Here is a 22,686-nt window from a genome sequence, read left to right as displayed (position 1 = left end):
GGTTTCTCCCCGGCTCGACGCATCGCAAGCCGGCGCCCGCTCCGGCGATCGGCCCATGAGATGACAAATACCGTCATCGACGGATCGCGATCTTGCGCGCGGCGATATAATTCGCGCTCCGAGGGCTTCGAGCCCGACCGCGAATACAAGACAAGAAGAAGCAGACATGGCTCCGTCTCAACCGCATGCATTGCAGCGTCCGCCCGCTGAAGTCCTGTATGCCGATCAGCTCGCGCAGCTGAAGGCGCAGGATGGCGCCCAACCACGCCCGCCGGGCTGGCAACTGAGTCTGACGGCCGCCCGCGCATTCATTGCCGGCGATCGCTCGCTCGGCATCGCGCCGAAGGTGGTCGCGCCGATCGCGAGCATCGAGCGCATGCTCGTCACGCTCGCCACCGGGCGCGGGCTGATGCTGGTCGGCGAGCCGGGCACCGCGAAATCGATGCTGTCCGAGCTGCTGGCGGCCGCGATCAGCGGCACGTCGACGCTGACGATCCAGGGCGGCGCATCGATCACCGAAGACCAGATCAAGTACGGCTGGAACTACGCGTTGCTGATCAACGAAGGGCCGAGCCCGCGCGCGCTCGTGCCCGCGCCGCTGTACCAGGGCATGCACGACGGCCGGATCGTGCGCTTCGAGGAAATCACGCGCGCGCCGCTGGAAGTGCAGGACTGCCTGCTCGGCATGCTGTCGGATCGCGTGATGGCCGTGCCCGAACTGCACGGCGAACACGGGATGCTGTACGCGCGCGAGGGCTTCAACATCATCGCGACCGCGAACACGCGCGACCGTGGCGTGAACGAGATGAGCGCGGCGCTCAAGCGGCGCTTCGATTTCGAAACCGTGTTTCCGATTCTCGACTTCGACAGCGAACTCGCGCTCGTGCGCGAAGCCAGCGCGCGCCTGCTGGCCGGCAGCGGCATTCCGGCGGCCGTGCCGCAGCCGGTGCTGGAACTGCTGGTCACCACGTTTCGCGATTTGCGCGGCGGGGCCGGCGATGCGGCGGGCAGCGACGGCGCGATGGACCGGCTGACGGCGGTGATGTCGACGGCCGAAGCAGTGAACGTCGCGCATGCGGTCGGCGTGCGCGCATGGTTTCTCGAGCAGCGCGAAGGGTCGCCGCAGGATCTCGTCGACTGCATCGCCGGCACCGTGGTCAAGGACAACGCCGACGATCGCGCGAAGCTGCGCCGCTATTTCGAACAGAAGGCCGCCCGGCGCGAAGGGGCGCATTGGCGCGCGTATTACGCGGCACGCCACCGTCTGCCGTGATGCGCAACATGAGTACGACCGATCGCGGCGGCATGCGCGGGCCGGGACGTCGTGCGCCCGATGCGTGCCGCGAGCACGGCAAAAAGGGCGAAAAGGGCGTAGAGATCGACAAGGGCAGGTCGGGCTGCATCGCGTCCGGCGCCTCCGTATGCATCGACTTCGACTGACAGGCGCCGCATGCAGACCGTGACGCCCGGCCAGCCGCACATCGTCGGCATCCGCCATCACAGCCCCGCGTGCGCGCGGCTGGTGGCCGAGCGCATCCGCGCACGGCGGCCGCGCTACGTGCTGATCGAAGGGCCGGCCGATTTCAACGGCCGGCTCGACGAACTGTATCGTCCGCACCGCCTGCCGATCGCGATCTACAGCTATCTGTCCGGCGATACCGCGCATTACGGCTCGTGGACCCCGTTCGCCGAGCATTCGCCGGAATGGCAGGCATTGCAGGCGGGGCGCGAAGTCGGCGCGACGGTCCGGTTCATCGACCTGCCCGCGTGGCACGCGGCGTTCTCGCGGCTCGAGAACCGCTATGCCGATGTCGCGGACGCCGAACACGAGGCCCGCGCCGACGCATACGAGCGCGCTCTGGCGGACACGCTCTCGGTGCAAGGCCGCGATGCGCTGTGGGATCACCTGTTCGAGGACGTCGGCGATACGCCGGGCGCGCTGGACGAACTCGCGGCGCGCCTGTCGACCTACTTCTCGCATCTGCGCGCCGACGATCCGGGCTCGCTCGGCAACCAGGCACGCGAACGGATGATGGCGCGCTGGATCGCGTGGGCCGTCGCCGAAGCCGACGGGCAGGCGGACGACGTGCTGGTCGTCTGCGGCGGTTATCACGCGCCGGAGCTGGCGACACTCTGGCGCACGCAGCCGGCCGCGTTGCCCGATACGCCCGAACCCGGCGCGATCGACGGCGATGCCGGTGCCGTGTCCGACGAACGGGACGATGACGCCGGCGCGTGCGACACGGATTCGACGACCGCCGACGAGGCCGCGCGCAGCGTCCGCTACGGTTCCTATCTCGTGCCTTACACGTTCAAGCGTCTCGACGCGTTCGCGGGCTACGCATCGGGGATGCCTTCGCCGGCTTATTACCAGTGGGTCTGGGCTGACGGCGCGGAAGCGGCGGCGCGGCGCGTGCTCGAGAACGTGATGCAGCGGCTGCGCGCGCGCAAGCTGCCGGTATCGACGGCCGACCTGATTGCCGTGCACGTGCGGGCCGAAGGGCTGGCACGCCTGCGCGGCCACGCGCGGCCGTTGCGTTGCGACTGGCTCGACGCGCTGGCCGGCGCGCTGGTGAAGGAGGCGCTCGACGCGCCGCTGCCGTGGACCTATCGCGGGCCGCTGCGGGCCGGCACCGATCCGGTGCTGGTCGAGGCGATGGATGCGCTGGCGGGCGACGCCGCCGGCGAGCTCGCGCCCGGCACGCCGCAACCGCCGCTCGTCGCCGCGGTGCGCGACGAGCTGGCCGCGCTCGGCATCGTGCTGCACGGCACGCTGACGCTCGACCTGCTGACCGACCAGGGGCGTGCGCGCAGCCGCGTGCTGCACCGGCTGGCGCTGTTGCGCGTACCGGGCATCGTGCGCCGCCAGGGCCCACAGCTTGCGATGTCGGGCGAGCGCGACGAAGTCTGGCATCTCGGCGAGCCGCTCGAACAGCAGGCGGCGCTGATCGAAGCCGGCGCGTGGGGCGCGACGCTGTCCGACGCGGCACGCGCGCGGCTCGAGGATGAATTGCGTGAGGCGGGCGGCCGCATCGCGCCGCTCGCGGATGGCCTGAACCGCGCCGCGTGGGCCGGGCTGGCGGCGCTGAGCACCGCGCTGCTGGACACGCTGCACGATGCGGTCGCGCGCGAGCAGCGCTTCGAGTCGCTCGCCCGGGCGCTCGGCAACCTGCATACGCTGCTGCGTCACGGCCATCTGCTCGGCATGAACGATGCACCGGTGCTGCGGATCGTCGTCGAGGCCGGGTTCGATCGCGCGCTATGGTTGCTGGAGCCGGCCGCCGCGCTGCCGCCGGCCGATCTCGACGCCCACGTACAGGGGCACGCCGCACTGCGCCGGATCGTGGCCGACGTACTGGCCGGTGCCGACGGTGCCGGCCACACGCCGCTCGCGATCGAGCCGTCGCGCGCGCTGGCCGTCTGGCGGCGCAAGGCGGCCGATAAGGCAGCGGCGCCCGCGAGTCGCGGCGCGGCGCTCGGCGCGCTGCTCGGCCTGGCGGGGCAGGCCGGCGTCGACGACGGTCAACCCGTCGCCGGCATCGACGATGCGATGGCGCTGCTGCGGGCGATGCCGGCCGCGGCGCTCGGCGATGCGCTCGGCGGTTTGCTTGCGCTGGCGCGCGAGACACTGGCGAGCGCACCGGCTTTCGTCGCGGGCATGGATGCGACCATACGCGCGCTCGACGACGCCGATTTCGTGCTCGCGTTGCCGGGCTTGCGCAGCGCGTTCGCGTGGTTGCCGCCGCGGGAGCGCGGGCAGCTCGCGGATCAGGTACTCGCGCTGCACGACGCGACACACCTGTCACGCCGCGTGCTGACGGAGCGGCACGCGGACGATGCCTCGCCCGAAGAGGCCGCGCACGCCGCGCGCATCGAAGCGCAGGTGCTCGGCCGTTTGCGCCGCTGGGGGCTCACGCCCGATCCGGAGGCGTCATGAAGTGCCGACCGACAGGCCGCCGCGCATCCGGTTTCTGCTTCCCTTACCACGATGTCGCGCCGTCACGGCACGGTGCGGCGCGTTTTCCGCGAGTCCTGCCATGCCGCTGAACATTCCCGGTCCGCTCGAACGCTGGCGCCTGCTGCTCGGCGAACCGGCCGAGGCCGCATGCGGCACGCCGGGTGCGGACGCGCGGGCCGCCGATGCGGCGCTCGACTGGCTGTACGGCCGCGACGACGACCGCGCGCAGCGCGGCGAGCGCGGGGCCGGCCTCGGGCCGTCCGCGCTGACCACGCCGGACTGGATCAACACGATCCACACGCTGTTTCCGAAGGAGGTGATCGACCGCCTCGAACGCGACGCGGTCGAGCGTTTCGGCATCGACGAAGTCGTCACGAACCTCGAGGTGCTGGAGCGGATCGAGCCGTCCGAATCATTGCTGCGCGCCGTGCTGCACACGAAGCACCTGATGAATCCCGAGGTGCTGGCAGCCGCGCGGCGGCTGGTTGCCGAGGTGGTCCGGCGAATCATGGAGCGGCTGGCGACCGACGTGCGGCAGGCCTTCAGCGGCACGCGCGACCGGCGCCGGCGCTCGCGGATGAAGATCGCGCGCAATTTCGACTACACGCGCACGCTGGCCGCGAACCTGCGTCACTGGCATCCCGAGCGGCGCAAGCTGTATCTCGACACGCCGGTCTTCAACAGTCGCACGCGTCGCCACGCCGAGCCGTGGGACATCGTGCTGCTCGTCGACCAGAGCGGGTCGATGGTCAACTCGGTGATTCACAGCGCGGTGATGGCCGCGTGCCTGTGGCAATTGCCGGGCATGCGCACGCGGCTCGTGGCCTTCGACACGTCGGTGGTCGACCTGACCGCCGACGTGTCCGACCCGGTCGAGCTGTTGATGAAGGTCCAGCTCGGCGGCGGCACGGACATCGCGAAGGCCGTCGCGTATGCGCAATCCTGCGTCGCGAATCCCGCCCGCACGATCATCGTGCTGGTCAGCGATTTCTATGAAGGCGGCAGCGGCTACGAACTCGTGCGCCGCGTGAAGGCGCTGGCCGAGAGCGGCGCGCGCGTGCTCGGGCTGGCCGCGCTCGATTCGGCTGCCGAGCCCGCCTACGACCGCGAGATGGCCGCGCGGCTCGTGAACGCCGGTGCGCAAGTTGGCGCGATGACGCCCGGCCAACTGGCCGCGTGGCTCGCCGAGAAGGTGCAGGGATGAGCGCACCGATCCGCGACGACCTCCTCGAACTGACGCCCGAAGCGCTGACGGCGCTCGCCAACGCCGGGTTCGTCAAGCGCGCGCAGAAGGATGTCGCCGCCGGCGCGGTGCCGGCGGTGGCCGTCGACGGCGACGGTACGGTGCACGCGTCGTTCGCCGACGGCGTGCGTACCAGCCTGCCGCCGGGCCGGACCTTGCGCGACGCGGCGTGCAACTGCACCGCGAGCGGCATGTGCCGGCATCGCGTGATGCTGGTGTTCGCCTATCAGGCGAGCATGCGGGGGGACGAAGCGGCTGCCCCGGGCGAGGTGCGAGAAGGCGGAGACGACAGGACGGGGCAGGCCGATACGCGCGATGAATCGATCTCCAATCCGGACGATGTCGCACACGGCGCAACAGGTGCCGGTGCGGACGATGCGCCGCCGGGCGACGACACGAACGGCACGTCGTCCGCGGATTGCGCATGGAGCCCCGCCGATTTCGACGATGCCGCACTGGCGGCGAGTTTTGCGCCGTCGGTGCTCGAACAGGCTGCACGCATGGCGGCCGCGCGGCCCGCCGTGACCGTGCAGCCGTGGTCCGGCGCACAGTCGTCGCCGGTTGCACGCCTGCCGATGTGCACCGTGAGGTTCTTCTCGCGACGCTCGCTCGCGCATGCGCGTTGTGACTGCCGGCAGGGCAGCGGTTGCGCGCACGTCGTGCTGGCCGTCTGGGCATTCCGGCAGGCCGGGGCACCGGCCGACGGCGTACCGGAAACGATCGTCGAGGTGCGCCCGCCGGCCGGCGAAGAAGACGAGCGTGGCGACGACCGGTCGCCGTTGCGCGACGACGCGGCGCACGCGCTGATCGCCGACCTCGACAGGCTGGTACACGCGCTGTGGCTGGACGGTTCGAGCCAGCCGCCGATCGCGCTGGCCGCGCGCGTGGAGTCGCTGCGCGGCCGCCTGCGCGAGCGCGGCTGGCAGTGGGTCGACGACGCGCTCGACGAAGCCTGGCAGCTCGTGCACGCGCAGCATGCGCGCAGCAGCCGCTTCGAGCCGCTGCGGCTCGTGCGCGTGCTGGCCGAACTGTGGGCGCGCCTGCGCGCGGCGCTGTCCGCCGCGACGCAGCTTGAGGGTGCCGCCGTGCCGGCCCGCCAGATGCTCGGCATCGGCGTGAAGGGCGAGGTCGAACTCGATCATCTGCGGCTGGTGTCGCTCGGCGTCGAGCTGTGGGCCGACGACGCGGAAGAGGGGGCGAGCGTGCTGTTCGCCGATCCCGATACGCAGACCGTGATGGTGCTGACGCGCAACTGGCCGCGTGCCGCCGACGTCGCGGCCGGCGGCCGTGCGCCGGATCTGGCCGGCCGCCGCGTCGCGGGTTTTCCGTTGCGGCAGATCGCCGCCGGGCAGGTCGTCACGAAGACCGCGAAGCGGCGCGCGAACGGTGCGGTCGACATCTCCGCCGGCGTGCGGCAGACAGGCGTGCTGCCGCTGTCGCCGACCTCCTGGGACGATCTCGTCGCGCCGATCCGCCAGCCGGGCATCGCGGCGCTCGTCGCGCACCTGCGTGACGCGCTGCCCGACTTCGTGCGGCCGAGACAGGCGGCGAACGGCGCGGCGGCCGGCGCGGCCGGGTCGCTGCACGTGGTCGCGTTCGAGCCGATGGTCGTGCGGTCGGTCCATTGGGATGCGGCTGCCCAGGTGCTGCACGCGCGGCTCGAGCAGGGGGAAGCAGGGACGGCCGATGTGGAAGGCGACGATGTGCTGCACGTCGCGCTGCCGCATCGCGCCGTGGCACCCGGCGCGGTCGATGCGCTGGCACGCGCGCTGGCCGGCGAATGGGGCGCGTTGCGCGCGCTGGCGGGTACCGTCCGGCTGCATGCGGGCACGGCCGTGATGCGGCCGCTGGCCGTGTTGACCGCGCAGCGCGCCGTCGTGCTGCAGACCGAAACGACGGCGCCGCAACCGCTGCCGCTGGCCGGCGGGCGCGAGTCGTTGCCCGCGCTGGTCGCGCTCGCGGAGGACACGCTGGCGCTGCTGGCCGAGTGGCTGCGCCAGGGCATGCGCCATCAGGGCGGCGGCGCGGTCGAGCGTGCGCTGGCGCAGGCCGCGCGACTGGAGCGCGCCGGCCTCGCGCACGCCGGGCGACTGCTGCGCACGCTGGCCGACGGCCTGCGCGGTGCGCAATCGGCGTCGATCCTGACGCAACTGGGTTCGCTGACGTTGCTGCTGCTGGGCATCGTCGAGCAATGACGGCATGACCGTCGAACGGGCGAGCAGTCGGCGCCCGACACCGCGAGCCATCGGGCAGGCTGCACGGCTCGCGGGATGAATGAACGAGAGGGCGTCATGGCTGCGTTGCGGCCATGGCATGCGGGCGCGGCATCGTGCCGCGTCGTCGATCCGAGTGAGAGGGAACGGATGCGTCGTTTTGAACTGATCGAAGGCAACTCCAGCAAGTTCTGGGAAGTGGAGCAGGAAGGCTCCGGGCTCAATATCCGCTGGGGCCGCATCGGCACCGCGGGCCAGAGCCAGACGAAGTCGTTCGCGGACGACGCGAAGGCGCGCGCCGCGCTCGACAAGCTCGTCAAGGAGAAGACCGGCAAGGGTTATGCCGAAGTCGCGGTAGCGGCCGGCGCCAGCATCGGCGCGACTGCCGCCAAGCCGCCGGCCGTCGCGTCGCCGGCAACCCCGGCCGCGGTGCCGCAGGCGCCGACAGACGCGGAACCGGCCGCGAACGCGCAACCCGCAGCGGCGAAAGCCGCGAAAGGTGCGGCGCCCACACCGTCGGCCCAGCCGGCGGCATCGACGCCGCGTTCAACGGTTTCCAGCGCCACCGCCGCCGCGCCCTTGCCGTCCACCGCCGCCGAAGGTTTCGACGCCCAGTGCGAGCGTGTCTTCGAGACCGTGCGCGCGCAGATCGCGAACGGCGACCTGAAGCCCGGCGAGACGTTGACGGTCGCCGTGATCAAGCGCCGCTACGACGTCGGCGACCAGGGCGCCGCGATGGCGCTCGACCTGCTCAAGTCGCGCCGTCTGCTGCATGGCTGGGGCGCGTCGGCCAGCGTGCACGAGCACGGGCAGGCAACTGCCGTGGCGCTCGGCGAGTGGTTGGCGTCCGAGGCGGCCGCCGCGCCGGCGCCCGCAGTACCCGCCGTCGCCGACACCGGCGCTCCGCCGTGGCTGATGCACGGCGATCCCGTGCGGCTGTCGCCGCAGATCCTGCGCGAAGCCTATGCGTCCCGCCGTTTTCCCGTCCCGGTGACCGTGCTCGACGTGCGCGCTGCGTGGCTGAAGATCGAAGGCAAGGACGGGTACTCGATCGACATCGGCGCGACCGACGCGGCGCTGCGCCCGGCCGCCCAGCGGATGCTCGACCGGCTGGCCGCGCGTACGCCGATCGCCGGGCCGGTGGCGGACGCGCAAGCCGACGCCGTGCTGTTCGCACTGGCGATGACCGTGGGCGACTATCACGGCGAAACCACGATCGGCCGCCCGGTCGCCGACTACCTGGTTGCGCAATACGGATTGACGGGCGCGATCGACGTGCTGCTCGACGCGTTGAAAATCCACGTGCACGCCGATTACGACCGTCAGGCGCAGCGCCGCCTCCATCGTTTCTCGACGAATGTCGAAGGCCCGGTGCGCGGGAGCTGGCGCGGGCCGATCGTCGGCGGCGAGGCGGCGCTGCGCGAGCATCTTGCCGCGGCGAGCGAGGCGGACTGGCAGGCCTGCGTCGACAGGATCGAGGCCGAGTTGCCGGCGCTGCACCCGACCCGCCAGCCGATACTCGCACTGTTGTTGCCCGATGTGCCGCAGCTGTCGAATGCGCTGGTGCGCAGGCTGAGCGCTGAACCCGACGTGCCCGAGACGCTGCACTGGATGCTGCTGACCGCGACCGATCCCGATGCGATCGCGGTGGCCGGGAAAATCCGGCCGAACAGCTATGGCCGCGAGTTCTGGGGAATGTCGCGGATGGTCGCGACCGTGCTGCGCGAGCGCGGCACGGCCGCGTTCGACGTGCTCGAACGCGGCGCTGCCGCCGACGAGGCGGGCGACGCGCTCGCCGCGATCGGCACACCCGACGCGGTGGCTGCGCTGGCGAAGGTCGCCAGCGGTTCGAAGGGCGCGCTCGCGCGCCTGTCGCTGTCGCTCGATCGCTGGCCGGTGGCGGGCATGGTCGCGCTGTCGCGGCTCGTGGCAGCGGGTGGCAAGGATGCCGGGCTGCTGACGCCGAGCCTCACGCGCCTGTTGCGCGCGCATGCGGCGCACGTCGACGGGCTGCGGCCGTGGCTCGACGCACCGGCCCAGGCCGTGATCGACAAGCTCCTCGCGCTGCTGGCCGGCCCGGCCGAGGTCGCATCGGCCGAGGAATTGCCGGGTGTGCTGGCCGCACCCCCCTGGCTTGCCGCGCGGCAGAAGCGGGCGGCTGCGCTCACGCTGGAGCCCCTCGAACTGGCAGCGGTCGAATGCTGGGACGAAGCGAAGCGCAAGCAGGCGAAAACGCCAGACCAGTGGGAAGTGAAGCGGCTCGCCGCGGCGTCGAAGGACACGATGACGCTGATCGACGGCCTCGGTTTCGACGCGAGCAAAAAATACTACGGGCCGCTCGGCGAGGCGGCGGCGAAGGCGATCCGGCACGGTGACGCGCCGGCGTTCGTCGCCGCGTGGCGCGCGATGATCGACGCGCGCAAGCGCGAGCGTTACTTCTGGTACTGGCTGCGCGCCGAATACCTGACGCTGTTGCCGGCCGCGGTGGCCGTCGACATCTGGAACGCGGTGGCAGGCGAACACAGCACGGCGGGCGTGACCCTGCTGATGGCGACCTTCGGCCTGCCCGCGTTGCCCGGCCTCATCGCGACCGTGCGCAACAAGCCGACCGAGAATTTCGGCTACGCGCTGAATTACGGCGCCGTCGAATGCGCGCCGATCGCGGCCCGCGCGTTCGCGAAGCTGAAGACCTTGCGCGACGACGGCCGTGCGTGGCTGCTCAAGTTTCCGGAGCATGCGGCCTGCGGCCTGATCGCACCGTCGCTCGGCAAGCCGGGCGAAGCGCGCGACTGCGCCGGCGCGGCGCTGCGTTTGCTGCAGGCGAACGGCCACGAGGCGCTGCTGATCGACGTCGCCTCGCGCTATGCCGACGACGCGGTGCCGCAAGCGGTGCGCGCCGTGCTCGACGAGAGCCCGCTCGACCGGTTTCCGACCAAGCGCAGCAAGCTGCCCGAATTCTGGCAGCCGCGCGGCTGGCGCCGGCCGGTGCTGAAAAACGGTAAGGCGCTGCCGGACGACGCGCTCGACCATCTCGGCCAGATGCTGACGTTCCCGACCGGTGAAGGCGTCTACGGCGGCATCGATGTCGTGAAGGACGCGTGCACGGCGGAGTCGCTGGCCGATTTCGCGTGGGACTGCTTCAACGCATGGCTCGATGCCGGCGCGCCGGGCAAGGAGGGTTGGGCGCTCACCGCGTTGGGCCTGTTCGGCAACGACGACACCGCACGCAAGCTGACGCCGCTGATCCGCACGTGGCCCGGCGAATCGGCGCATGCACGCGCGGCGACCGGCCTCGACGTGCTGGCCTCGATCGGCAGCGATGTCGCGCTGATGCTGCTCAACGGCATCGCGCAGAAGGTCAAGTTCCGCGCGCTGCAGGACCGCGCACGAGAGAAGATCGATGCGATCGCGGAAGCGCGCGGGCTGTCGTCCGAGGAGCTGGAGGACCGTCTCGCGCCGGATCTCGGGCTCGACGAACAGGGGACGATGCTGCTCGACTTCGGTCCGCGTGCATTCCGGGTCGGCTTCGACGAGACGCTCAAGCCGTATGTGCGCGAGACCGGCGCCGACGGCGTGGCCGGCGCGCGGCTCGCGGACCTGCCGAAGCCGAAGAAGACCGACGATCCCGTGAAGGGCAAGGAAGCGGTCGAGCGCTTCAAGGTGCTGAAGAAGGATGCGCGCACCATCGCGAGCCAGCAGGTCGCGCGGCTCGAGGTCGCGATGTGCGGGCGCCGCCGCTGGACACCCGAGGTGTTTCGCACGTTTCTCGCCGAGCATCCGCTCGTGCGCCACCTTGTCCAGCGCCTTGTCTGGGGTGTGTACGAAGTCGACGACGGCGGCAACTTCGGCGGCACGCTGAAGGCCTGCTTCCGCGTGGCGGAAGACGGCACGGCGGCGACTGCCGACGACGATGCATTTACGTTGCCGGAGGGCGCGACGATCCGCATCGGGGTGCCGCATGCGCTGGAGATCGCGCCGGCCGATGCCGCCGCATTCGGGCAGGTGTTCGCCGACTACGAGCTGCTGCAGCCGTTTGCGCAGCTCGGTCGCGACGTGTACCGGCTGACCGACGACGAGCGCAACGGGCGGCAGCTCGAACGCTGGAAGGGCGTCAAGGTGCCGACCGGCCGCGTGCTCGGGCTCGTCAACAAGGGCTGGCGGCGCGGCCAGGTCGAGGATGCCGGCTGCATCTGGTATTTCACGAAGCCGCTCGGCGCGGGCAAGGTGATCGAACTGTCGCTGGACCCGGGGATCTTCGTCGGGGCGGTCGACATGAATCCGGATCAGCAGCTCGGCGCGTTGCAGGCCGGTTCGCCGTCGAACTGGGGCAGCATTCGCGAACCCGATGCGCTGTCGACGCTCGACGAGATCTCGGCGAGCGAGTTGATCCGCGATCTGGAGGGGATGCGTGAGTAACACGTGACCATTGCGTGACCATCCACCTACATCCCATTCGACATGAAGACAACGATTGCCCTCCGGACGCTGGCCCGCATCGCACTGCTGCCGGCGTCCTTCTGGTTCGCCGGCACCGTATACGCCGCGTCCTTCAATTGCCATCTGGCCAGACAACCGGCGGAGCAAACGATATGCGCCATCCCCGAGTTGTCGAAACTCGACGATCAGCTCGCGATCGCGTGGTCGCTTGCGCCGCAACGCGTTGACCGGTCGCACGGCGACTCCGGCCTCAATGGACTGAAGCGCGATCAGCGCGGCTGGCGAAGCCAACGGGATGCCTGCGGACGAGACGTCGGCTGCCTGCGTACCAGCTATCTCCGGCGGCTGCAGCAGCTTTCCCAGCCCAACCCCGAAATCGTGCTCGACATCAACGACTTCCACTGGTCGCAAACCTGGACGCTCCTGGAGATTTCGTCCAGGCCGTTGCCGCGCAATCGCGGCGGAATCATCATGATTCACCTCAACCCGTATGCCGATGCGGCACGGCTGACGTTCGACGCGTCGTCGTGGAACGGTGAAAACAGCGGACGGGAATACAAGGCAGACGCCGTCGTGCGGGCCGACGGCAAGGCATTCCACGTGGGCGCCGACGGCTGCCAGCTCGATTTCGCCATTCACGGTGCGCAGATGGAAGTCGAACAGCGCGGTCAATGCGGGACCGTGCTCGGCCACGGTAGCGACGTGGATTTTCAGGGCACGTATATCGACGAGGAGCACGCGCCGAACAAAGGTTTCCAATTTGAATGACCGTCTGAACCGCACGTCTGCAAACCGACACGCCGACCGCCTCGGTCACGCCTGTCGCCCATTCGCCCGTTCCTGCCATGCCAACCATGACGCAGCTGACACCTGAACTCCTTGCCGTCCTGCACCGGCCCGTCCTCGACGAAACCGATCTCTTCACGCCGGACGACTTCTTCGAACTGGCCGAAGTCGACGAACTGCGTGCGCAGGCGCAGGACCGTCGCCGTGCCGACGCGATCCTGCACGCGTGTGCGGCCGAGTTGCCGGCGCTGCATCCGAATCGCGCGGCGTTGCTGGCGTTGCTCGGTGGCGCGATCGTCGAGGGTGGGGCCGATCCGCGCATCCTGTTTCCGGCCGCGCTGGCGAGGCTTGGGGCGTGGCTGCCTGAGCTCGCGCCGTTTTGCGCAAGGGCAGTCGAGGATGACGACGACGGCGCCACCGACGACGAACGGCTCAACTGGCATGCCGCCCGGCAACGGCTCGATGCGCTCGACGGGCGACAGGGCCGGGAAATCGATGCGTTGCGGGACGCGGTCGATACGCTCGTCCTGCCGCTGATGGCGATGCTGATGCGCGATCGCGACAATCACGGCGATCTCGTGGCCGACACCGCGCTGCAGGCGTTGCTGGAGCGGATCGCCGACAACGACAGTTTGCCGTTCGATCAGTTGCACTTTCTGTGTGCAGCGTCGGCGTTGAGCTACGAACCGGAGTGCGTCGTCGTGCTGCCGGCTTCCGGCACGGGCTTCGTCGCCAGCGCGCATGCGGTCAACAACACGTTCCATACGTTCACGCTGCTTCAGCGCCTGATCGGCGAACATGCGCGGACGCTGCGCGTCGGCAAGCCGATCGCGCCGAGGAGCGGCGACGAAGATCAGGATTCGTCGGAGTTTCACTGGCTGCAGGCGCATGCGTACGCGAACGGCGTGCTGGTCGACAACCTGGCGCTCGCATGGGGCGAAGCGCCGTTGCGCAGCCACCGCAAGCACGGTAAATGCGTGCTGATCGCGCTGGAGACGGAAGAGGGTATCAAGAGGAGCTGGAACGGCTTCAATGGCGCCTGCCATCCGGCGCAGAACTCGTCCGTGACGCTGGTGCGGTTCCTGACGCCGCAGGAAGTGGCCGCGTATCTGGTTTGATGCGGCCGGGCGAAATCGGCGTAGCGATCGCGGATGATCGACGGCGCCCGGTCAGCGGCTCCTGAATCCAGGCTGCGGTTGCCGGGCTTCGACCGGTGTCCCGACACCAGTCCCGCCGGCCCGTGCTCACGTAACCGGGCGACCAGCCGGCAGACCTGCCGGGTCGTCAATTCCAGCCGTTCAGCCGCACCCCCGAAGCGGACATTACAACTTAGCCGCTACAACAAAAACCACTGATAATTCACGTTATGTAAAATTGAATTCAGAGAATTGTCGCCATGATCCGGGCAATCACGGCATGGCTGCTCCCGGCACCTCGCGCTCGGCAACAGCGTAACAAGCCCGAAATCGCCTCCTTCGAAACGCCTGCCACGACCACGTGTTCTTTGTGAAGCCAGGCGTTACGAATGATCCGGTACAGATGCCGGATCTCCCGGGCGGTATCGCTCGACTCGCGCTCCAGCAGTTCCGCCAGAAAAGCTGACAGCTCCCGCAATGTCATTGATCGACACCGTTGCCTCCGCTCCACGACTCGGGCGCCGCCGCCTCCAGTAGGCTTGCCTGCGAATTCATCAGGCAGGGGTGCCTCTATTTGCTAGCCCCAATTTTATACGCGTGTAATCACGTGTAATTGATCACAAGGTGCGGTTCGCATAATTTCATATTCAAGCGAGTCCCGATATAGGCAAATCGCGAATAACTTGAGTTGCAGATCACTCAATATTTGCAAGTCAAGGCGTGAATGTGCTCGATTATTATTGCGGTGCGACGATCTTGCCATGCGCGCATCCTTCGAACCGAAACAAAATGGGTGAAAAAATGTCCGAGAATGTTCAATCGCTTACCAGTGAACAAAAAAATGCATACGGCGTGGTCGCGGCTCTTGCAATCGAGGAAGCCAACAAGGCAGCAGAACGTATTGCGAAAGATCACCCCGAGGTTTTCAATAAAGTCAAGCATGGAGAGCTGCTCTTCATTAATGCGGGTGGACCTTTCTCGTTTAAGGTGATCAATGAGTATCAAATTCTTGCCTTTAGTTGTCAGGCGCTTTCCTACGATGCAAGCCAAACTGCGATTACGCTTACAGTTGCAGGGAGCGGCGCGTTCTCGTCCTCAGCCAATCTTTCTTTTCTTCGGACGCTGAACGGCCAGACCCTTACACCGACGCAGTTGTTGACGTATGGAACGGCAACCTTCTCGCTTACCATTGGAGTGGCCGCAACGACACTTCAATTTACTGCGAGCGACGGAACCGTAATCGGAATCCTCTCTGGAAACGGGAATTCGGCATTTAATGGGAAGCCGTCGATCACCGGGACCGCTACCTTCAAGCAGGCAAATTAATTTATTGGTCGAATCAATTTGATTCAATGTGATTCGTATGGCGATCAAGTGAATTGCCGCATGTGATGTTAATTCCTCTGATCGCCACACCCATGATTCGTCGAGCACCTTGGCATTGCGCAAAAAACGCGAGCCAATACCGAACCGGAAAGAGGTTCATGGGCAACGAGACGTGCTTATATTTTGTGACGCCCTCTCCCGCCCAAGCGGAGACCTAGCAGAAAAATGGGGGGCAACGATTCAAGTCATGCAAAATCAAGAACGCGGGCCGCGGAATTTGTGCACCGCGTACGCCCTCGGTGCCGCTCCGCCTGCAGGATCAGGCCGGCTCCTGCCAAACATCCTCGTATCCCTGGTCATCGACGATGAAGCGCGTGCCGGGCGGCAACCGAAGGTACTTGATGACGAGCGGCAGCATTTGCTGAAGATGCTCCGTATGCACCGGCTGATAAAAGTCATCGGCGTCCGAGTATTCGCCGCAATGGAAATACCAACTGATGTTATCGTCCGGACGACGTTCCAGACGCGTGCCATAAACTGGCATCTGCCCCACAGTCGACGTCGCGAAGGCGACCATGTTCTCCACTGCCGTTTCTTGCAACCCGTATCGTTCGCATACTTCGCGCTGCATGTCCGCTATGGCTGTTTCGTGTTGTGATTCCATCTTTGCACTCCAGGTGTGCGTTCAGATATTCAAAATCTTCTTCATTGGATATGAAGGGCCTTTTTCATTGCGCGCGAAAAGCCCGACGCTTTGCCCCCTTGGGACCGAGAGCAATCTGGGCAATGCGGTTGTACCGCGGCGATTGACGTTTGCGCAGTGACGTCGTTGGCTCCGGTTCGATAATACTCGACCACGAGCGCATCGATATGGTCAGCAACCATCGTTGTGGCCGTTTGATTGCACGCCACGCATGGCTTGCCCTGCACTGACCTCGTCTGCGCCGGGGTCGGTCCGCATTGGGAGTTGCGCGAGTACGCCGTTGTGATGCCGGATTTGGGTTTGAACAAGGACTTGTCGGGGATACCCAGGGAGACAATCGGGACCGTATTCCCGTGACCGTCGATCGTGTTTGCAAGACCGTAAGGGTCGATCCAGGCGGCCGGATTCGGTGCATATCGATAGAGTGCCGAACCTCCCTCGATGCAGCTCGGGTCTTGGCTGATGAACTGCCCGATTCCATGGTCGAGATACCGGTGTCTGTTGTAGCAAAATCCGGTTTCTTCGTCGTAATACTGACCCTGAAGACGAATGGGCTGATCGAACGATGGCCTGTCGTTCCGCTGTATCGGCGTGTTGCTCGACCATGTGGCGTAACTCGCTTCCCACGCAGTTTGGCCACGCTCGTCGACAACGCGGACGGGCGCCCCATTAGGGTCGTTATGGAAGAAATAGACCGTGCTGGCTGGGCAATATGACGCCGGTTGCTGGCGCGTAGTCGACGTCGTGTTCGGAGCGGAATAGTCGGCGATCGCCGTGGGCGACCGTCTCTCATCGAGCGAAGGCGCGCTTCCGGGCTCGACACCGGCATGTTCTGGCACGAGTGGAGGTATGCGCGAGTCGATGGTTCGATGAACCACGGCGAGCGGCCGAAACGTATCGGGATAGTGAATCCAGTCCCGTACGTCCTGTCGGATCAGCACACCTTGTGTCTGGCCATTTTTCTCGTCTGACTGGTCGGAGCGCAGTTCGCTTGCGAGGACGTCGCCGTCCCAAAAGAATTGACGAACAGCGGTGTGGCTGGATTCGAGCCGGCGCGACGATGTGATTTTCCTGATCCGTCGGCGAAATGCGTCGTATTCGTACCGTACGCGGAGGTGATGATCGTCGTTGGCGTCGCCCTGCCCGGCGCGACGAGTCGTCAGCGTCTCGGCCAACTGCCCTGCAGCGTCCCACCGCAGCGTAATCTCCTGGTGCGCCGCGCGCTTGTGCACGAGATTGCCGGCACGATCGAATACGTAGTGACTGTCTTCGTGCACGCCTTCCCGACGCCATGCCGGCAATCCGGTTTCGCCTCGCAGCGCGCCTGACCGGAACACCCGGTTGTTGAGCAGTTCTCCGGCGGGGTCGTACATGAAGCGGCGTGTCGTGCCTGCGCAGTCGATATGCGCGACGACCTGCCCGACAGGGTCATATTGAAACTGCTCGATGCCGGTCCGGGAGTCGCGTCGCTCGATTAGGTCGCCGTTCGCGTCGTACGCGTATTCGATCGCGAACATTTCCCCGGTATCGGCAAGCAGCGCCTGTCGGGACAAACGTCCCTTGGCTTCGTACGACATTTCTCGTCGCAGGGCGTCACCCAGGCGTTCGTCGCGAATCTGGCCAAGTGCATCCCGTTCGATGACGATTGGCGCATGTCCATCGATCTCGATCCGGACGACCGCATTCAGTGCGTCATAGTTGTAACGAATCGACTGCTCGACGATTTCGCTGCCCGCAGCGAGGCGCGTTCTTCGTTCGATTCGATTACCGGTCGCATCATATCGATTGAAAAGCGTAAAGTCGTCGCCCTGTCGTTCCTCGACCAGCCTGCCGTCGTCGTCATATCTGAATTCGAGGTGCGAGGACGCGGTCGACGCGCGAACGAGATCGCCGTGCTCGTCGTAGTGAAAGCAGTCAGTCCGAACACCGTCGTGCCGGTCGGGATCAGGAATGCGTTTCTCGACGATTCGCCCTACTTCGTCATATCGATACTCGATGGCCTGGCCATGCGGGTCGACGCTACGCAAGAGTTCTGCGGTCGACCCGTATTCGTAAACGCGCGACTGTCCCCAGTAGTCGATTTCTTCAACGATCCTGCCGAGCGCGTCGCGCTTGAGCAGATAGGACTCTCCCCGTTCATTGACGACCTGGACGAGCTGCCCTTCAGTGTCATAGCGATACTGGACTTCAGTGCCATCGGGCTGAATCCGCTTCGCGATTTCTCCCAGCGTCGTATAGGCAAGGCGCGTCACATTGCCGAGCGGGTCGCGATACCGTAAGAGATTGCCATCCGGGTCGTAGCTGCAGTGAATCTCGCGTCCGTCCCATTCGATGGCGCGTACCAGTCGTCCGCAGGCATCTCTTTCGTAACGATTTTGGTGTCCCGCTGCATCGAGGGAGCTTATGACATAGCCTCGTGCGTCGCGTTCGTATTGCGTTCGGTGTCCAAGCGCATCGACAATCGTGGTCAGGTTGCCGTATCGGTCGTAACCGAACGTCGTAACGTCACCCTGCGGACCGGCACAGGACGTCACGCGACCGAGTTTGTCGTATGCATATCTGAACGTCGCCTGGGATGGTGTGGCGCGACTCATCAGACGACCGCGTGCATCCCATTCGTATCGAAATTGACGCCCCCCGGCCCCGGTCACGCAAACCGGCTTGTGATTGCTGTCGTATTCGGCTCGAACCGATCGACCGTCCGGCATGAACTGTGCAATCAGATTGCCATTCGCGTCGTATTCCCACCGAGACGTACGGCCCATCGGGTCGGTCTGCGTGCAGGTACGCCACTGGCTGTCGTAACGGTAACTGGTCATGCTGCCGAGGACATCTATTTCGGCGATCGGAACGTGACGTTCATTCATCTGAATGACGGCAACGCGTCCCATGGATTCGGTAATACGAGTTCCGTTTCGAGCGAGGTCGTATTCGAAGCGATAGTCGAGCACCCCATCGTCGCCCCACGCATGGTCGACACGCCACGCGCCGTCGGCACCTCGTCGATAGCTATAGTGAAACGCAACACCACTGGCACTGACGTGCCGAGTCATCCGATTGCCGCTTTCATAGTCGAAGCGGCGCGGATTGCTCATGGCATCGATTGCCGCGACGAGGTTCCGATCGCGATCGTGTTCGTAACGGACCAGCGGATACACGTGTCCGTCAGCGTTGGTCAGTGTCATCACCGCTGTCAGGCCGTGGTGTCCGTCAACGTCAACATTCGAACGACATTCGATGAGGCGTCCCGTCAGTCCAGCGACGCCATGTTCGACGATCCGTGACACGTGACCCGACGAACCGCGCTCGAACAGCCACGCATGACCGTAGAGGTCACCGATCCAGTCGAGCATCAGCGTCAGCGACGGCGCGTCGGATAACCTGTCGACGATCGTGTCCCACGGATGGTGCAACTGGAATCCGTATTCGATGCCCTCGCCTGTACGCAATACCAATTGGTTGTCACGAAAGTATAGCGCATGGCCGTACTGCCAGTCAGCGGCACGCGTTGCCCACCCCTCGTGCGTTGGAACTTCGTCGAATGCCGTGGCATGGTCGACAAAGTAGATCGCTGCGCCGATTCCGTCGTCGCGCGAAATGAGATTCAAATGAATGTCTGCCGGCGTACGCCATCCGACGCCAACCGTACCGACGCGTTGCGCGCGGCTCGCATAACACCGGTTCCACTCGAGAGGAAGATGTCCGGTAATCGTGAAGTCGTGCTGCGCGACGATGACTTCGCCGGTTGTGACATCCACCGGCTCGGCATGCAGGACGTTGCACTTCAGAAATCCAGGCTTCAGATGCAGCTTGTCCGCCAGCGTCTTCGCCCACTTCGACCCCTGAAATGCCTTGAACAACCCCTTCGCAGCCGCGGCCATGTTCATGATCGGTGGTCCGCCCACCAACACGGGCCTTCCTGCCGGAATCGGCAGCATTACCGAACTCGGCATCGACGGATAGGTTCGATCGGTATGCGCGCTGTTATGCGGTGGCGGCTCCATCCCGATCGACCAGCAACTCAACGCCTCCAGCGCCATGTAAGACATCGGGTCGTTGTTGGCGAGTACCGTCTTGCTGCCCATGAACGATTCCCCGTCATTCGAAGGTTCAACCTCCTCAGGCGGCGGCGCAAACGACTCCCCAAGCGGAAAATGCAACCCCGGAACGTGATACGCATGTGTCCCTGCGGTAGCCCGCATCATCCCGTTCACGAAAATCGGCCTGCCGCTGCTGCCACCTGCCCCGACGTTCGAGCCAAGATCGTCACTGATGCGGTTCTTGATCTTGTTGGCCTCGTTCGCGAGCTTTATCCCCTCCACGACCGTGTCAGGCAACTTGCCGCCGCCCATCAATTCATTGACCTGCTGGTTCGCTTCTTCGGCGAGGTGTTCCAGCTTCTTCACGTCTTCGGGATGATCTTCGATGTATTGAGTCAGCTTCTCCTGCGCGATCATCGTTGCAATGCAGCCGACCACGGCCTTTGCGGCCTGAATGTACTCGCGCTTGTCTAGCATGAACCCGACATGAGGATGCGGCAGGAACACCGGCGGCGTACCGGGCGTGACCAGTACAGAATGAACGTCTACGCCAACCACGGGATCGAGATGCTTAACAGCTAGAAGTGCCACGTTGTCGGCCCCCGCTCAACGCCCGCTACGCAACGCCGCGACCTTCTCGCTGAGCGCGTTACGCCGCCGGTCCTGCCCCCCCAACTGCGACACCATCCACTCGATCACCATCGGCAGATTGCTGTTCGCCCGCATCGGTTCGTCGACCATCAGCCCCGCATCGAGCGCATTGAACCCGGCCTCCAGCGCATGCTCGCGCTCCCCTGCCCGCTCCCAGCACACTGCGCTCATCCGCCACGCCTCGACTGTCATCAACCCGTCCTTCGCCGCGGTAGTCGACGCCGCCGCGCGCTCGTAGCAATAAGCCGAGTGTGCATAATCCTTGTGCGTCAAATGCACGCTCGCCTCGCCGAACAACCCGTTCGCAACGAGCTTGTGCCCTGCCGGGTGCCCGGCTTCAACCGCCCGCGTACCGCTGCTGGCCGCGCTCCGATACGCGTCGATCGCCTTCTCCCGATCACGCCACTTCAGATACGCGGCCCCCGCAATCAGATGCACGACCACGCACTGATCGAACCACTGCTCATGCTCCGCCACCTTCAGCGCCGCTGCGCGGAGTTCCTCCAGCCGAGCAGGGTTTCCCCCTTCGATCATCTCGGTCAGCATCACGAAATGCCGTCGAAACTCCCCGCTCGGCCCGCGCTCGCCCGATTCCGCCAACAACTCACGCGGCACGCTCGCCATCGAATACTTAGCGTGCACGACGCGCACGGCCGCGCGATGCCGTTGCATCAACGCAGCAAACGGCGCGATATCGATGCGAGGTACGACAAAGCGCACGCGCTCGGCAAGCTGCGGCGCGACTGCGATGATCGACAGCAAATCGTCCATCCATCGCACCCATGCCGCGTCATCCCTCACTTTCGCTGGCTCCAGCGCAAACACCATCGCTGGAAAAACATCCGGATGGTGCTGCATCAGGCTGTCGGTAACCGCGAACAGATACAGCACGGGATTCTTGCCGTCGTCATACGGCGGCTGCCAGTTTGCCAGCACCCCCTGCGCTTCGGACCCCTCACGCCGACTGTCATAGAACGCAATGAGCTCGTCCGTCAGCGCCTTCGCATAACCCGATTCATTGACGAACGACGCGCGCATCGTCCTGACCGCACACGAAGTCTCATCCTGCACCTGGAAATACAACCGCACGAGCTCCGCATCGGTCTCGTCGGTCTGCCAGATCATCAATCGCGCGTCTCGCTCTTTCGCGAAACTCATCCAGTCCGCATGCGCATCCATGAACCTGCGCTCCACCGGATTGTTCGGCTGCCAGTTCTGCATTCGTGCGGGCCTCCGTTACGGATTCAGTTTCAGGACAGCGCCTTCGACCGTGTGCTCCGCGGTCGCAGACGACGTCACCGTCTTGCCGTTCACGCTATGGGTATTCGTGCCGGTCGACCTGACGTCGACACCCTGGATCGTGATCGTGCCGTCGCTCTTCATCACGATGCTCGAATTCCCGCAGACGAGCGAAAGCTGATCGCCGGCGTTGACGGTCACCTGATGCTGTACGTTCGTCGTATGGTTCGCCCCGACGTTGACGGTGTGTTCGCCGCCGACCGTGTGCGTATGGGCTTTGGCGATCGTTGACGTTCGTGTGCCGATCTCTTCGGTATGCGCCGACGCAACCAGCGTCTTCATGTCCTGCGACGTCGTCTGATACATCTGTCCGACGTTCAGCGTCTTGGCTTCGCCGATCGTTTCGGTCTTGCCATGTGTGACCGTTTCCGTGTGGCTGCCGCCGATCGTCGCCTCGCGATCCGACGCGATCGTCACGGTCTCCTTCTTCCCGACCGTTCGCGTCCGGTTCCCGCCCACCCCATGCGTCTCATCCACGCCAATCTGCGCGACCCGGTTCTGCCCGATATTCACCGTCTCGTTCTGCCCCACACTCCGTTGCCGGTTGTTCTTCACCTGCATCGTTTCGTCGTTCCCGACCGTATGCGTATGGTTGTTCCCGACGGAAAGCGAATGATCGAGTTCCGTCTCCGCATCGAAATTCCGTTCCGCGTGCATCCACAGCTGCTCGGCGCCCTTCTTGTCCTCGAACCGGAACGCATTCGCATGGTCGGTCGTCCCGCCCGGCGACGATCGTGACAGCAACCCGCTCTGCGTCGCACTCCCCGGCAGTCCCCACGGCGGCATCTTCTCGCCGTTGAAAACCCGCCCCGTCACGATCGGCTCATCCGGATCGCCGTTCAGAAAATCCACGACAACCTCATCGCCCACCCGCGGAATCTGCACGCCCCCGAA

14 protein-coding genes and 1 pseudogene are annotated in these 22,686 nt (G+C 65.8%); 9 read left to right on the top strand and 6 right to left on the bottom strand.

Features of this window, described 5'->3' with window-relative positions:
- Positions 1-166: 166 nt before the first annotated feature.
- From VK92_RS20925 to VK92_RS20895, 8 genes are all read left to right on the top strand, one after another.
- On the top strand, positions 167-1,273 hold the full coding sequence (locus VK92_RS20925) for an ATP-binding protein (protein ID WP_021158777.1): 1,107 nt from the start codon (positions 167-169) through the stop codon (positions 1,271-1,273).
- Between the two features lie 8 nt (positions 1,274-1,281).
- Positions 1,282-1,440, top strand: a complete 159-nt coding sequence (locus VK92_RS41940) for a hypothetical protein (protein ID WP_231616468.1) — start codon at positions 1,282-1,284, stop codon at positions 1,438-1,440.
- A 10-nt stretch (positions 1,441-1,450) separates the two neighbouring features.
- Positions 1,451-3,937: a DUF5682 family protein gene (locus VK92_RS20920; protein ID WP_048024646.1), complete on the top strand. Its 2,487-nt coding sequence runs from the start codon at positions 1,451-1,453 to the stop codon at positions 3,935-3,937.
- 100 nt (positions 3,938-4,037) lie between these two features.
- The gene (locus tag VK92_RS20915; protein ID WP_021158780.1) at positions 4,038-5,162 is read left to right on the top strand and encodes a vWA domain-containing protein; all 1,125 of its coding nucleotides are present in this window, start codon (positions 4,038-4,040) and stop codon (positions 5,160-5,162) included.
- Positions 5,159-7,396 (top strand): hypothetical protein, encoded by a 2,238-nt coding sequence (locus VK92_RS20910; RefSeq protein ID WP_048024648.1) that lies wholly within the window; start codon positions 5,159-5,161, stop codon positions 7,394-7,396. Before VK92_RS20915 ends, VK92_RS20910 begins: the two co-directional genes overlap by 4 nt.
- Positions 7,397-7,564: 168 nt before the next feature.
- Positions 7,565-11,830 (top strand): WGR and DUF4132 domain-containing protein, encoded by a 4,266-nt coding sequence (locus VK92_RS20905; protein ID WP_048024650.1) that lies wholly within the window; start codon positions 7,565-7,567, stop codon positions 11,828-11,830.
- Between the two features lie 42 nt (positions 11,831-11,872).
- Positions 11,873-12,619 (top strand): lysozyme inhibitor LprI family protein, encoded by a 747-nt coding sequence (locus VK92_RS43055; protein WP_231600637.1) that lies wholly within the window; start codon positions 11,873-11,875, stop codon positions 12,617-12,619.
- A 77-nt stretch (positions 12,620-12,696) separates the two neighbouring features.
- Complete coding sequence (locus VK92_RS20895) at positions 12,697-13,755, top strand: hypothetical protein (RefSeq protein WP_231600638.1); 1,059 nt, start codon at positions 12,697-12,699, stop codon at positions 13,753-13,755.
- Positions 13,756-13,766: 11 nt separating this feature from the next.
- Here the strand turns inward: VK92_RS20895 and VK92_RS43050 are convergent.
- A pseudogene (locus tag VK92_RS43050) lies at positions 13,767-13,943 on the bottom strand (helix-turn-helix domain-containing protein); the annotation flags it as partial.
- 74 nt (positions 13,944-14,017) lie between these two features.
- Positions 14,018-14,257: a hypothetical protein gene (locus VK92_RS20890; RefSeq protein WP_053076287.1), complete on the bottom strand. Its 240-nt coding sequence runs from the start codon at positions 14,255-14,257 to the stop codon at positions 14,018-14,020.
- 305 nt (positions 14,258-14,562) lie between these two features.
- Here VK92_RS20890 and VK92_RS41935 point away from each other — a divergent pair, with 305 nt between their 5' ends.
- Positions 14,563-15,099 carry a hypothetical protein gene (locus VK92_RS41935; RefSeq protein WP_131723320.1) on the top strand — a complete coding sequence of 179 codons (537 nt, stop codon included), beginning with the start codon at positions 14,563-14,565 and terminating at the stop codon, positions 15,097-15,099.
- 319 nt (positions 15,100-15,418) lie between these two features.
- Here the strand turns inward: VK92_RS41935 and VK92_RS20885 are convergent, their stop codons facing one another.
- The 4 genes from VK92_RS20885 to VK92_RS20870 all read right to left on the bottom strand — a co-directional run.
- Positions 15,419-15,763: an immunity protein Imm33 domain-containing protein gene (locus VK92_RS20885; RefSeq protein WP_048024654.1), complete on the bottom strand. Its 345-nt coding sequence runs from the start codon at positions 15,761-15,763 to the stop codon at positions 15,419-15,421.
- A gap of 41 nt (positions 15,764-15,804) precedes the next feature.
- Positions 15,805-20,433: an RHS repeat-associated core domain-containing protein gene (locus tag VK92_RS20880; RefSeq protein WP_082160879.1), complete on the bottom strand. Its 4,629-nt coding sequence runs from the start codon at positions 20,431-20,433 to the stop codon at positions 15,805-15,807.
- 15 nt (positions 20,434-20,448) lie between these two features.
- Positions 20,449-21,714, bottom strand: coding sequence for a hypothetical protein (locus tag VK92_RS20875; RefSeq protein WP_048024656.1), 1,266 nt, complete (start codon positions 21,712-21,714; stop codon positions 20,449-20,451).
- A 15-nt stretch (positions 21,715-21,729) separates the two neighbouring features.
- A partial coding sequence (locus tag VK92_RS20870) for a type VI secretion system Vgr family protein (RefSeq protein WP_048468191.1) occupies positions 21,730-22,686 on the bottom strand: 957 nt, incomplete at its 5' end.

The organism is Burkholderia sp. LK4 (assembly GCF_001043615.1).
GTDB lineage: Bacteria > Pseudomonadota > Gammaproteobacteria > Burkholderiales > Burkholderiaceae > Burkholderia > Burkholderia cepacia.
The sequence above is the reverse complement of the archived record's forward strand: the minus strand, read 5'-3'. Positions and strand labels throughout refer to the sequence as shown.